The sequence below is a fragment of the Muribaculum intestinale genome (assembly GCF_002201515.1).
Taxonomy (GTDB): domain Bacteria; phylum Bacteroidota; class Bacteroidia; order Bacteroidales; family Muribaculaceae; genus Muribaculum; species Muribaculum intestinale.
The window spans coordinates 1,237,936-1,252,118 of the sequence record NZ_CP021421.1; the positions used below are offsets into that span (position 1 = coordinate 1,237,936).

Genomic DNA, 14,183 nt, shown 5'->3' on the forward strand with positions numbered 1-14,183 from the left:
ATCAATATCTCAACGTCAGGGTTATGGGATAATGGTCGGAGATGTACTTCACTCCATAGCTGTCACTATCGACAACCTTGAACTCAAGCGGAGTCACCTTGCGGTAGAATATATGGTCGAGATTCCATCGATAGGTAGGCGAACCTTCACCGAAACCATTGAAACTGAAAGCCTCCGGATTGAGATTGACAGCCTCATCGCGCGCGGCCCACATCCATTCGAAGTATGGCTCAAGACATCCCGAGCGATCGTCTCTGGAATCGGCCGAGGTATTCATGTCGCCGGTAATGAATACGGGAATACTGCGTCCGGCCTTCTCCTTCATACGCGCCACATTGAGCTTGACACACTCTGTACGAGCCGCCTTGTCGGCACTCTGATAAGGGAGGTGGGTATTGTAGAAGTAAAATTCCTTTCCGGCCACATTGTCATATAGATGAAGCCATATGGTAGTGCGGTACTGGGTGTCGGTAGCACCCCATTCAGGCCTCGACTCCACATCGGGTGTGGGGCTCAGCCAGAAATGGCCTTTGTCGAGCACAGTAAAACGGTCGGTACGATACATGATTGCCGTATGACCGGTTCGGTTGTCGGCAACACCGTTGTCGACAGCGCTGTACATTGTATAGACATCGCCAAGGGCTCCGGCCAGTTCCTCGCGCTGGTCGGCGCGAGGCTCCTGAAGGCCTATGATATCCGGATTCTCATCGCGAATCATGTCGATGCTGGGCTGGCGGCGTGAGTCCCACGAGGTTTCGCCAAGATCGATGGTGTTGGAATAACGGATGTTGTAGGACATGACCTTCATAGGTGTACCGGCCACGTCAGCCGATGACGCCATGTTGTCATCGTCATCGGAGCCGCAGGCCGACAGGCCGATGAACAGCATGGAGAGAGGCAAAAGATATATTGGTTTCATAATCTTCTTATCTTAGAATTTAACTTTGCAGGAGATAGGATTGTGGTCGGAGATGTAGGCCACACCATAGTTTCCGTCGAGAGTGGTGAACGACTGCGGAACAGCCTTGTATAGGAATATATGGTCGGGCGTGAGACGTGCACCGGCGGCCGGAGTGCCGAGCCCGTTGTAGCTCGGCTTTGTATCTCCACCCACGGTACGGGCATCGGTCATCCATCCATAGTATGGAGCAAGGCAGTCGCGGCGCGCATCGTCGGCATCATTCGACGCGTTCATGTCGCCGGCCAGAATGACAGTCGTTGCGCCGCCGGTGTCGATGACCATCTGCTGTATCATCTCCACATTGAGTTCCGCACTATTTAGGCGTGCGGCCATATCCTCAGGCTCGTCGCCGTCGTTCATCTGCGTGCATGCCACATAGAACCTGGCATTTGTGGAGTTGTCTTTCAGCAACGCCCATGTGGTACAGCGGCGTTCCTCATCCTTCGATGCCCAGGGATACGTCATTGTATTCGGCTTCTGGCTGAGCCAGTAGCGCCCCTGCTGCAACAGAGTATATTTGTCGGCACGATACATCACCGTATTGTGGCGGCCGGTGTTGGCGTCGTTGCCGTTGACATTATAGTCGACCGATGCATATCCGGCAAGCTGCTGCTCAAGATATATCACCTGGTTCCAATACTGACCCTGCAGGCACAGCACATCGGGTTTTTCGGTCTCAACCATACTGACCAATGCATCGCGGCGTTTTTTCCAGGACAAGTCGCCGGTCTGGTTGGAATTGTCGGCAAGGACATTGCATGATATGACACATACTTCCGTCGGCCCGGTCACCTGTTCCACTGCCTGCTTGTCGTCATCGTCGGAGCAGGCGGCGAGCAGCATCATCCCGGCCATCAATATAATATTTCTGATTTTCATTTTTCTGGCTGATAGATATGGTTATTACTACTTGTTGTAACGGATGGCGAAATAGTCCATGGCGCTTCCTGCTCCCGAGTAAGGATTGGTAATCTCGCCGGCATTCCAGCCATAGGATGTTGACGCAGCCTTGCTCACAGGAGTGAGTCGGACATATACATGTTCGTGTCCGAGCATCTCAAGAGGCAGGGGGAAATCAATCTGCTTGAAGGCAGGGAGCTGCCATTCGTGATAATTGTTCCATATCGGGAAGTCGGGCACCTGGTACTCGCCTATCTTCTGCCACTTTGATGCATCGGCAAGATTCCGCTCCGTCGACCATTCGGCTTTCCAAAATATCGGGCCCACCAGCTCGAGAGCACGTCCGCCCTGCACTGATATCTGCATCGACAGACGGTCGGTAGAGATTCCTGCCGTTGAGAATTCGACAAGCCATGAATTCGGGGTATCCTCCTCGCCTTCATTTGCCGCCTCTTCCCACCAGTACATGTTGCACCATGCATTGCCGTTGGTATTGGTGCCCTGTCCCTTTCCGTCGGTATTGAAAATTTTCTTGTTGGCATTGTAGTCGGTGCCGTCCTCAAGTATGATACCGAGACCGGAGCCGTCGTCGCCCACATGGTTGCGGAAAGGCGCAATACCCTTGGTAGTGCCAGTCCATCCGAGATAGTTCCATGTTGTACATCCATAGCATCCGGCATAACGTGTGGAGGTATGGGTAAAACGGCCGTTTTTGCCATAGGTCGGGTACCAGTAGGTAAGTCCGTCGGTTTCCTTGGCCTTATCCTTGATGTAGCGGTACTCGGTGAGGAGATTGGAGAAACTCTGTTCCGCATCAAACTGAATGTCGTCGTACGACTGATGGCGCAGCTGGTATGTGCCTATGCGTCCGTGCGTGTCGGTATCATATCCGTCGCCATAAACATATGCCTTGAAATATTCGAAAACAACCACGCCCGATATTTTACCAGACCCGTAAGGGAGGCGACGGCCGTCACGGCGATAGGGACATGTAGTGTTGGTATACAGATATATGCTTGAGCCCTGTATGTCGCGCATCAGACGCGGATACTTTGTCATACGGTGGGCATTGTCGGCAAGGGTGTATCCGTCGTGAATCGGAGTGAGAGAGCCCTGGCGTACAGGGAACTCGCAATCCTTCAGCGTGACGTAGGTGTACATATCGTCGTCGGTAAGCTCGGATATGTATTTCTCCTTCACGGGAATATCGGCGGCAGTGCCGGCGGTGCGTCCGACAATCATGGAAGTAGTGATACCCGACAGCTCGTAACGGTCAGGATCGTTCTCGCCATGCAGTACGGCACCCTTCAGCAAGAGCTGTACGCGGTCGTAACGGTCGAACACATTGTCATCGGCAGTAGCTGTAAGGACATTGAATCCATATCGTCCGTCCTCGCTTTCGAGATATACGGTACGGTCGCATATCGTATAGTCGATGCTTGTGGGTGTAGACTGGATATTATCGCCGGCATTGCGCGACTCACGGTTACTCACTACATAGCCGGTGATTATATAATAGTCGTCGATAGTGACGTCGGCGCTCATCCTTGCCATCCCGATGATATCCTCGAACGACACGTTGCGGCCAAGTTCGTCGTTGCGGTTCTTCTGAGTAAGGAACAAGGTTGTGGCCTGCATCTCGCCCCAGCCGTTGTCAAATGTGAGATTAAGCGTGGCACTGCGAGGATTGTCCGACTGGTTGGCTGCATACTTCAACGACAGGTTGCCGTCGGCGTCGCGGGTCACACTCTCAATCCATCCGGAGCCCTCCCCACCGGTATATACCACTTCGGGGATTACATCGGTGTCGAAGTCGAGATTTGTCTCCATCCCCTCCTGTCCGTAGCCCGGGCGGCTTCCGTCGAGCACCAGAGACCCTGAAGCAATTTTCACCTCGGGGGTCATCATTCCGCGCTGACGCAGCACGATAGTATCGGCAAGAGCCGTTCCCTGCGCCGAGACGATAACCTTGGCAATACGCGGGAACGAAGGATTGTCGTCGTAGTCGATATAAAACTTGGCATCGCCGTTTACATCCCTGATACTGATTTCAGCCCAGGGTGTATCCTCGATAAAATCGAGTCGGCAGTTGCGGTTGGAAAGCAACTGGAGGTCGACATGCCCGGCATTGGCACTTACGGTAAAAGTATTGGCCGAGATGCCGAATTCAATCAAAGCGGTATCGTCGATAGCGTCGTCGTTGCACGCCGTAAATGAAAACATCACGGCGGCGCAGACCAACAGCTTTCCGATGACTGGAATATTATATTTCATGATACAGGATATCGTTACTTGTTATACTTGATAGTTATGGCGTCGAAGCGCATATACTGGTCATTGACCTTGGCGGTAGTAGCTTTCACTGTGCCTTTGGCCAGACCGTCCTTCGTGGTCATTTTGGCGGAGGCCGCTCTCATGCGCACAGTCACCGACTTCTGTCCGAACAAAGAGTCGGGAAGATCGATGATATACTCGGCATTGCCTGCGGGACAGTCGCCTTTCTCATACGCCCATACGGGGCAAGGATAGATGATGAGATTCTTTTTCAGCATAGTGAATTTAGTGCCGTCGGTCGAATACTCGATATGCCAATAGGTTGGCACCGGCACCGGCACAGCCTGCAGACCGCTGGCACACGTCATCATCATGGCGAGGTTAGAGCCTGAAAGCCCCTCGGTCGAGAATGTCCAGGAGATGCTGTATCCCTTCTTGTCGGTAAAGTTCCACCATGGTCCGCAATAACGGAAAGCATTGGTGAGATTCTTCGTGGCGAACGTCAGGTTGAAGAAACCACCGGTAAGAGCAGTTTTGGTACCGGTAAGCGGACAGTCGGTATCCATTACTCCTGTGCCGGTATTGGCATATACTTTCGACTCGGAGTCGGTTCCCTTCTTTATGTCAGCCGATGAATTCCATTGCCATTCGGCGATTACGGTAGAGAAGCCCTGTGTGGCATGGAGATTTATATCCTCGCGGCTGAGGACACGAATCTGGTAGTCGCCCATCTCGCCGTTGGCCTTCTGGCGGTCAAGCGGAGCGTATACCACAATGGCCTTCACTGTACCTGAGCCTTTGGGCACATGCACACCCTCGCATCTCCACGGAGTCTCGGCATTGACAAGCATAGGAATCACGTCGCCGTTTATGTCGCGGAAGAAACGCGGCATACAGTCGGCTCTGTGTGTCGACTTGTCGCCTACAGATATCAGGTCGGAAACGTGAGGATATCCGTTATGAAGATTTCCCCACGAGCCGTAGCGGAGCGATACCTCCATGTCTTTAAATGTGACGAATGTATAGATATCATTGTCGGTAAGTTGGCCGATATGGCGTTCTTTGGCAGGAAGCGAAGAGACGGTTCCTTCAGTCATCTCAAGTATGTTGGAGGCTGAGAATCCACGCAGAGTATAGCGTGCAGGGGTATCCTCACGTTCGAGAGTAAGACCGGCCAGGGCGATTTTCACCGTTGCGTAACGCGGCAGAGCGGACATGTCGGCTATATCGGCCAGCTTCACACGCAGTCCATATGCGCCGTCGATACTCTGGACATAGGCCGTACGAGCGCTCTCTGTCAGATCACACTGGTTCCAGGCAGTATGCGGGTTAGTCTCCAGGTTAGGGTTGCCGGGCTCAGAGATTACCTGCGCCATGATGTAGTCGCGTTCAAGATTGACAGTACCGGCCGATGCAAGACGCGCGCGCAGGTCGGAGAAGTTCACCTCAAGGGCCGGACGTACCTGCAATACGGAACGCACTGCTGTCACCGAGCCTTCACTGCCGTTGTATGACACAGTGATGGAGGCATGGCGCTCTCCGTCGTAGTGGCTCTCGAGGATATTGGCCTGGAGGCCCTGGGGAGTCATTACGAAACCTGTAATCCATTCCTCGCCCGGCTCCTCGTAAACGACATCGACATTCATACGGTTGAAGAACATCTCCATGTTGGTATCCCAGAGGAACGACACGGTCTTTGCAAACGACTCAACCTCGGCAACCTGGTCGGGAGCATTGAAGCGGATATAGCCGCCATCGGCATCCTGCACGACAATTGTAGAGGTTGTGTATGTGCGTCCGCTTACAGTATTGCGGGCCGACAGGGTTATTCGGGCCTTGCGGGGCATTCCGTCGGAGTTGGCTGCGACGTTGAACCGAACCGAGTCCTCCTCGACAACTACACCGGTAAGCCATCCAGGGTTGTCAGCGGTGGCCGGAGTGGTCTCTACCGCACTGTTGTCGGCCCCTTCGGCTGTGTCAAAATCGCCGTACTCAACCTTTGAGGTGATGCGGTCAAGCGCAAGACCAAGGTTGGTATCGAAAGCCACGGCTGAGGCTGCTTCCCATCCGGGCATACGGAAACTCTTTTTCATGAACACCATTTCGGCAGCAGTAACAAAGCCCGACTGCTCCATGGCAATCTCCTTTGTGTCGGAGCCGGTAGTCAGCACCACCACCGCCTTGCGGGGTATCCCCGGGTTTTTAGTAAAGCTGAATATAAACTCGCCGTTGCCGCTTCCCGAGCCCATGTCGATAGTGGCCCATGCGGCGTCGGCAGGATTCTTGAGGGTTGCAGTCCAGTCGCCGGTACTGTATACGAGCACATGGGTCGACCCGCCTCCGGCACCAAGAGTGAGCTCATTCTGAGCCACAGCAAGCGGCAGTTCCAGCTTATAATCCTCCTCACACGATGTGAATACCGAAATGAGAGTCATAAACATGGCCGCCATGAAAAGCCGGACATTTATATATGATGTTTTCATTTGTTCTGATATTAAAAATAAGTAGGATTACTATAGACCATCGGCCTTATAGGCATTGTTGTCAAGAGCATAGCCCGAGTATACCACTTCCTTGTCGGGAATAGGATAATACTCATGGCAGGGGCGCATGTTGTTCTGCACCTTGTCGTAGCCGGTAAAGGCATTGGTGCGTTCATACCATACACCCCACCTCACGAGGTCGAACTTACGCTGGAACTCACCGAACAGCTCACGGGCACGCTCGTCCATAATCTCCTGGAAGAGTTTAGTCCAGTTGCGGAACTGATAGTCATCAAGACCTGCGCGGCGCTTTACCATGTTGAGGTACTCTACAGCCTTGTCGGCATCGGTCTCCTTCATGCAGTAGCACTCGGCCTTCATCAGCAGGGCATCGGCATAGCGGAACACCTTGTAATTGTTGGAATCGTAAGTACCCGACATACCCGGGCACCAGAATTTCGGACCAAAGGCCGTGTAGCCTGTGGTGGGAAATTTCTGTCCTTCGTAGCCTGAGTGGATGAGATTGATTGCATCACGCTTGTCGACCGTGCCTTCATACATCAGCGAGCCGGAGAAATAAGCAGACGGGAGCATAGGCGACCAGGCTGTGGCATCCTTGCCGAGTATAGGTATCTCCACACCGTTGTATATGGCCTCGCCGGTAGTCTTGGGATAAGGCATGCATATGGCTGCAACGTTCGACGAGTAGTTGACACCGCCGGCAGTGTATGTGTGCTGTATCTCGAATATTGACTCGGGAGTATTCTTGTTGCGGAACATGATATCGTCGATCGGATACTGGTCGAGACTGCCGTATATCTCCTCAAGGCGGGCGATGGCAGAGAGAGCCGTATCATAATCCTTGTTCCACATGGCCATCTTAGTCACGAGCATCCATCCCATGGCGGCGCCGGAGCGGTTGCCCTCGACATCGGAGGTGCGTGCCTGCTCCATCATAGGGAGGATTTCAAGGAGTTCGGCTATAATCTTTTCGCGTGTCTCCACAGCCGACATACGCGGCAGATGGGCCACCTCATACTGAATCTCCTCGGTAGCTACATCGACAGTATAGTAAGGCACGTCGCCGAAGAAGCTCGTGAGCACGTAGTAGTAGAACGCACGCATTATCCGGGCCTCGCCCAACAGAGGTATCTTGTCCTCCTCCGAGAGCGGCGAGCTGGTTATACCAGCCTCTGCCGCGTTGCAGTACATGACTCCACGATAGGAATATGTCCACACGTCGGCGCCGTGGCGTGGCTGTGAGGGGGAGAGGTCGAGCACGGCGTCGAGTGTGCCCGAGCGGGCAAACGCTATGTCGGTAGTCGACTCCGTGGCAAGCATCATCTTGTAGGTGTATATATTTTTCAGCGGGATATAGCAGGAATTCAGACCCGAGATACATTGCGCCCGGTTCTGATAGAAAGTATGCGGCTCAGAGAATCCATCAACCTCCTCATCGAGACTGCACGAGGAAAAAGCCGACGTTACCGCTACCGCTACTGCTGTCAGGAAATATTTGATTTTCATCTTCGTCTTGATTATGATAATTTGTGAATATGCCGGTCATCAGTAGCGCATCTGCACGCTGAACACGAATGTCCGGGCTTTGGGGTAAGCGCCCATGTCGACACGCCTCAGGGCCGAGTCATCACTGCTTGACACGTCAGGGTCAAATCCGTTGTACTTCTTCCAGAGCCAGAGGTTCTCGCCAGATACCGTAAACTGGACATCGCGCATGAACTTGCATTTGTCGCTGAGGTCGAGAGTATATCCGAATGTGATGTTTTTCAGACGCAGATAGGACGCATCATGAACCATGAAGTCGGAGGGCACATGGGCATTGACAGCTCCCGCACGCGGGTAGTCAGACTCGGGATTACGCACAGGATGCCATGAGTCGAGCATATAGCGGTACTGGTTGGTGAAGTTACTGCCCGACATATAAATCTCCGAATAGTTGTAAATCTTGCCTCCGATAGAGTATGTGAAGTAAACACCCAGACGGAAGTTGCGCCAGCGGAAATTGTTCTGCAGACCTCCGTAAAGAATCGGGTCGGCGTTGCCGAGATACACAAGGTCGTCCTGGCTGAGCACTCCGTCGCGGTTTATATCATAGTAGCGCGGTGTGCCGAGATTGCCGGCGATATTTCCGTCGTTGAGGGTCGACGGTGGAGCATAGGCCTTGGTGATTTTGTTGCGGTTGAACTCGTCGACACTGTGCCATACTCCGGCATACTTGAATCCCCAAAGAGCATTGAGAGGATATCCCTTGACATATCCCTGCATCATGTAGGGATTATTGCCGGGTGAATCCTGTGCCGACACGAAGTCCTCGCTGCCGATTTCATCTACCATCTGCTTGTTGTGGGCGAGAGTGAAGTTGGTAGTCCATGAGAAATCGCGGTTGGAGATATTGCGGCTCTCGATGCTGAGCTCGACACCCTTGTTGGAGGTTTTTCCAAGGTTGGTGAATCTGGTGGTATATCCCGACTGGCTTGCGGTCTGCACGGTAAGGAGCAGGTCGGTAGTGCGGGAGATATATCCCTCGGCGGTAAGTGTAAGTCGGCCGTTGAACAGAGATATATCGGCAGCCACATTGTAAAGGTCGGTCTTCTCCCATGTAAGGTTGGGCGACGCCAGGCGGCTGGGATAGAATGCAACCGGCTGTGACCCACCGAATAAGTATCCGTTGGTGGTGCTTGACAGAGCGGCCATCGAACGGTAGGCCGAGATGGCGTCGTTGCCGGTACGCCCGGCGCTCAGACGTATAGAAAGTTCGTCGAGCCAGTCGACACCCTTGAGAAACGCCTCGTTGGCGGCGTTCCACTTAAGAGCTCCCGAGGGGAAGAACGCCCACTTGTTGTTGGCGGCGAAGTTTGACGCACCGTCATAACGACCGGTGAAAGTAACGTAGTAGCGCTGCTTGTAGTTATAGTTGAAGCGTGCAAGCGCCGACATCTTGGTCTTTTTTGTCGTGGATGTTGCAGCGGAATATGTCTCCTTGTCGGGGACAGCGTTCATATTGTTCCACTTGACATTATCGTCCATATATCCTTTACCTTCGAGGGTGAAGTTGTCGCCGTGGTAGGTATATCCGGTGAAACCTCCCATCACGTCGAGATTATGTCCGCTCTTTGTGTTGAGGTTGAATGTAAGTGTGTTCTCGCTCGACAGTGTGTACTCGCTCCAGTCGGCTCGGTAGGCCTCGCCGCCTTCGCCCTCCACCTTGCGGGGGAGTGTGCTCGGATAGTAACGGAATGTCTGTCGATCGTAAGTGTAATATGAGTTCTGGCTGCGGAATTTGAGGTTAGGGAGTATTGTCACATCGAAAGTGATGGCATGGTTCATCGACCGGCGCTTCAGATTGTGGGTATTAAGGTCGATTGTCGAACGCGGAGTATTGATTTTCTGTCCGTTGTTCCACAATGGGTTGAAGTTGTCGTTGGCTTTGATAAGCGGACTGAGGTATATGGCCGCCTGATAATATGCCGTGCCGCCGATTGAAGCGAGATTCATATCCTGGTCGCGGTGGGTATAAGTGCCTTTGTAGCCTACTTTAATCCATTTGGCGAATTCGTGTTCGAGGCTGAGGCGTCCGGTAAAGCGCTTCATGCCGCTCTTTTCGATGATACCCTCGGTGTCATTGTAGCTTATCGAGCCGTAGTAGCTGGTCTTGGCGCTGCGGCCGGAGATTGAGAGGGCATAATTCTGAGTCGGGGCAGTGCGGGTGATTTCCTTCACCCAGTCGGTGCCGGTTCCGAGCGAGAACGGGTCGGGATAGGGATATTTGCTGAGCGGAGTGCCGTCGCCTACCGCATCATTGCCGTCGGCAGTGTTGAAATAGGCATAGTCGTTGCGGTATTGGGCGAATTCCGACGCATTCATTATGTCGAGGCCTTTGGGGAGCTGAGAGAAACCGATATCGGCTTTTAGGGTGATATTTGGTTTTCCGCTCGTGCCGCTTCCCTGCTTTGTTGTGACGATGATTACACCATTGGAGCCACGCGAACCGTAGATGGCGGTGGATGATGCGTCCTTCAATACCGAAATCGACTGGATATCGGCCATATTGAGGTCGTTAAGGTCATGAACGGCATCCATCACACCGTCGACAACGATAAGAGGTTCGTTGGATGCGGTGATAGAACGTGTGCCTCGTATACGGATTGAGGTATTGGCACCCGGCTCACCTGTTGAACTCATGATGTCGGCACCGGCAATACGGCCCTGGAGAGCCTGGTCGACCGAGAGCACGGGAGCATCCTTGATATCGCTCATCTTTACATTGGTCACCGATCCGGTCATGTCGGTTTTCTTGACAGTACCGTAACCGATTACCACTACCTCATCCATCTGCATCTGCGCGTTAGGATTAAGAGTGATGTTGATTGTGGCCGGAACTTCCTTTACCTTTACCTGCTGCTTGTCGTAGCCGATAAAGGCGAATTCCAGAGTTTCTCCTACGGAGGCGCGGATGGTATACGCTCCGTCAATGTCGGTAGAGGTGCCGCGCGAGGTGCCGGGAATACTTACCACGGCTCCGGTGAGAGGTTCACCGGTCTCATCGCTTACCACACCCTTTACCATACCGCCTGCGCCCTGGCTGAATGCCGGCGGCACGCACATAAGCAACGACACCATCACGACGGATATCCTCATCAGGATACCACGCAGAGTGTCGGCTGTTGTAACACTGCTTCTTGGTTTCATTAGATGTTGGGTTAGTTAATAATTCAAGTATCTACACGTTAAGGTTAAGAATGTCTATAGCGAGGGGTATATAAGGGCAACAGGCCGCAGGAGGCGTTACCTCCCCGGCCTGTTTATTTTATTGCCGTAACGGCAAAGGGATGTCTTACCGCTTCATGGGCGGCCTGTTGCGCCACAGGAGCGTTGTCGTCGGTAACGGGAGTGCAGTATTTGCCCGATTCGGTCGATGACACCGAATAACGGTACGGACAATCATCAATCGACTTTCCGGTAGCGGGGGTGATTATTGTCTCGAATACCGCGCATGCAGCGGCATAGCGTGTAAGACCGAAATCCATATGATAGCTGTCGCGTGTGAGCTGGAGACCATTGTCTACATTCACCCTCGAAGTGCGTAGATTCTCCAGCACTGCTCCGGTGGATATGACAACATCGATACCGGTGTCGGCCATCAGCTGTTTCACAACACCTGATGTAGTGGCAAACATCTTCTCGCGGCTGTTGCCGAAGGAATTAAGCAGTACAGTGGAACCATTGCTATAAGTCTGCGACATAAGGTAGACCACCGTGGGACGGCTATCTTTGCGGAATGTATAGAATATGTCGCGCAAACCTTCTACAGCAGGCTCCAGCACTCCGGGCCACGACCATGCCTCGCTGCGGCCGGTGTGCTCCTGGATTACTATAACATCCCATACGCGGGCTGAAAGCGCGTCGGACGGTGTGTCATCAAGAGTGCTGTTGCCGCTCCACGACTGAGCGCCGGACACATAGTCGTAGCGGGCGCAGACGCCCGATGCATAAAAGTTGGAGTAATATTCAGGAAGTGTGTACCCTCCATGGTAAAGGCGTGTCATATTCACGCCTGTGATACCCGATGCTGTAATCATTCCCGGAAGATGCTCGGTAGCATCGACCGTAAAGCTGTTGCCGATGAAAAGCACATTCAACTCACTCCGGTTCTCAGGAAGTGCGGGATTATATGGGGTAAACATCTCGCTGCCGAGAGTCATGGTCACATCGTCGAAACAGAAATATATGTGCTTGCGTGCATTTATCACACATTGAAGTGTCTTTCCGGCTTTCACTCCTATGTCAACCCCGTCAATCAACAGATTGCCCGACTGGGTGGCCGATATTGCAGGCGCCCTGTCATAAGATATCTTTGGAGCCGCATCTCCACGCAATGTTTTTCCGTCGACAATGATATCGCCTCCGCTTCCGGTCAGAATATAGGGCACACGGCCTTTGGCTACCGATACATTTCTGCCACTTACGGATACGAGTCGGAACTCCTCGCCGGCGGCTGTGACAGTACGACAGTAATCGTAGTTTCCGACACTCTCCGAGATGAATTTTCTCAACCCGGTGTAATCAATCGTTTCTTCAGGGAGTACAGTCGTATCGCCCGGCAGTTCCACTTCGAGATTCTCGCTATTACTATCCGAGCGGGTGCATGACGTAGATGAGAATAACGCCAACAGGGTTAGTGCAAAACCGAAATACCGTCGACATCTTACATCGATATTCCGTCTTACGACCGCACTGTCATTCAACTGTATAGAGGAGCGAGTCCTACCCCCCCCATTATATTTCTCATTATCAATCATTTATGGCCTTAGATGAGTTAATGTAAGGTTTCTTTCGACAATCCGCATCTTCCACCGACTGCCGATTTGTCTGAATCGGCGACAAATATAACCATATTTTTACATATCGAAAAATAATTTTAGTAAATATTTTTCAAAACGAAACATCACTACAACATCCGCAGGTTCAACTGGCAAGTGCAAAATTAGCGATTTGTTTGAAGAACTCGGTTTTCGGGTTTGAAAAACCGAGTTTTTTCCGTGGTCTGAGGTTTAGTTTCTTTGCGACATTCTTGATGTATAGGTCAGTGAAATCATTGAAATTTGACTTTTTGGGGATGTATTGACGGATGAGTTTGTTGATGTTTTCGACCGCTCCTTTCTGCCATGAGCAGTAGCTGTCGGCAAAGTAAACAGTCACATCATCGAGACCTTTGATGCGTAATCCGGCGGTTATGTCGAGGTGTGCCGCGAACTCGCTGCCGTTGTCAGTAGTGATGGTTTTAAGATATTTACGGTATGCGTACAGCATTCTCACGACAGTCTTTGACAATGGCTTGGCTCTTTTTCCGTAAGGTAGTTTCTCCATCATCACAAAGCCAGTCATGCGTTCAAGCAGCACTAGAATCGCGTGCCCGTAGGCATCAACAATAAGATCCATCTCAAAATCGCCAAAGCGTTTGCCGTCGGCCTCGGCCGGTCTGTCGTGTATGCTTGTGCGGTTTGGTATGTTGGTGGCTTTAGTGGGTTTGCGTTCGCCTTTTGGTCGTCGTCGGAAGTCGGGATGTCTGCGGTGACGGCGCAGTTCTCCGCTTTCATCAGCGTTTATAATGTTGTAAATGGTCTGTATGGATACGGAAACACCTTCCTTGGCCAACACGCCACGAATTTGTTCTGGTGACCATTGGTGGTCAATAATCATCTGTTTTATACGCCACACCAACACGCTGTCGAGCTTCTTGTTGGATGTGGTGCGCTTTCTGCGTTCAAGGGCTTTGGCATGAGCCTTTTCCCACAGATAGTGGCCTTTGGTTGTGGAATTGCGCTTCAGTTCACGACAAAGCGTTGACTGACTGCACCCTACTATGAGGGCAATTTCTTCTCTCGAAGTTTTTCTTTGCAGTAAGGCGAAAATTTGCGACCTTTGCTGCGAGGTTAATTGTCTGTACATAAGCAATACAAAATTAGTTAATCTCAGGGAGACTTCGGTCTCCCTTTTTATTTTGTATTGCCAGTATGTTCTGCTGCTGTTCGCTCTTGGGGGCG

8 protein-coding genes are annotated in these 14,183 nt (G+C 52.2%); all 8 read right to left on the minus strand.

What is annotated here, in order from left to right; all coding sequences use genetic code 11:
- Nucleotide 1: 1 nt before the first annotated feature.
- The gene (locus ADH68_RS05100; RefSeq protein WP_068961754.1) at nt 2-919 is read right to left on the minus strand and encodes an endonuclease/exonuclease/phosphatase family protein; all 918 of its coding nucleotides are present in this window, start codon (nt 917-919) and stop codon (nt 2-4) included.
- Nucleotides 920-931: 12 nt separating this feature from the next.
- Nucleotides 932-1,840, minus strand: coding sequence for an endonuclease/exonuclease/phosphatase family protein (locus tag ADH68_RS05105; RefSeq protein ID WP_084274146.1), 909 nt, complete (start codon nt 1,838-1,840; stop codon nt 932-934).
- Nucleotides 1,841-1,867: 27 nt separating this feature from the next.
- Entirely contained in the window at nt 1,868-4,135 is a 2,268-nt protein-coding gene (locus tag ADH68_RS05110) for a DUF5689 domain-containing protein (protein ID WP_068961752.1), read from the minus strand.
- 14 nt (nt 4,136-4,149) lie between these two features.
- Nucleotides 4,150-6,618, minus strand: coding sequence for a BACON domain-containing protein (locus ADH68_RS05115; RefSeq protein ID WP_068961751.1), 2,469 nt, complete (start codon nt 6,616-6,618; stop codon nt 4,150-4,152).
- A 30-nt stretch (nt 6,619-6,648) separates the two neighbouring features.
- Nucleotides 6,649-8,145 carry a RagB/SusD family nutrient uptake outer membrane protein gene (locus ADH68_RS05120; RefSeq protein WP_068961750.1) on the minus strand — a complete coding sequence of 499 codons (1,497 nt, stop codon included), beginning with the start codon at nt 8,143-8,145 and terminating at the stop codon, nt 6,649-6,651.
- A gap of 39 nt (nt 8,146-8,184) precedes the next feature.
- Nucleotides 8,185-11,328, minus strand: coding sequence for a SusC/RagA family TonB-linked outer membrane protein (locus tag ADH68_RS05125; protein ID WP_232321405.1), 3,144 nt, complete (start codon nt 11,326-11,328; stop codon nt 8,185-8,187).
- A gap of 113 nt (nt 11,329-11,441) precedes the next feature.
- Nucleotides 11,442-12,809: a DUF4886 domain-containing protein gene (locus tag ADH68_RS05130; RefSeq protein WP_133169804.1), complete on the minus strand. Its 1,368-nt coding sequence runs from the start codon at nt 12,807-12,809 to the stop codon at nt 11,442-11,444.
- 295 nt (nt 12,810-13,104) lie between these two features.
- Nucleotides 13,105-14,088, minus strand: a complete 984-nt coding sequence (locus ADH68_RS05135; RefSeq protein WP_068960594.1) for an IS30 family transposase — start codon at nt 14,086-14,088, stop codon at nt 13,105-13,107.
- Between the last annotated feature and the right edge of the window lie 95 nt (nt 14,089-14,183).

Coding starts and splice junctions, on each gene's coding strand:
- ADH68_RS05105 (WP_084274146.1), bottom strand. CDS start 1,840: ATGAAAATCAGAAATATTATATTGATGGCCGGGATGATGCTGCTCGCC.
- ADH68_RS05125 (WP_232321405.1), bottom strand. CDS start 11,328: ATGAAACCAAGAAGCAGTGTTACAACAGCCGACACTCTGCGTGGTATC.
- ADH68_RS05120 (WP_068961750.1), bottom strand. CDS start 8,145: ATGAAAATCAAATATTTCCTGACAGCAGTAGCGGTAGCGGTAACGTCG.
- ADH68_RS05100 (WP_068961754.1), bottom strand. CDS start 919: ATGAAACCAATATATCTTTTGCCTCTCTCCATGCTGTTCATCGGCCTG.
- ADH68_RS05135 (WP_068960594.1), bottom strand. CDS start 14,088: ATGTACAGACAATTAACCTCGCAGCAAAGGTCGCAAATTTTCGCCTTA.
- ADH68_RS05110 (WP_068961752.1), bottom strand. CDS start 4,135: ATGAAATATAATATTCCAGTCATCGGAAAGCTGTTGGTCTGCGCCGCC.
- ADH68_RS05115 (WP_068961751.1), bottom strand. CDS start 6,618: ATGAAAACATCATATATAAATGTCCGGCTTTTCATGGCGGCCATGTTT.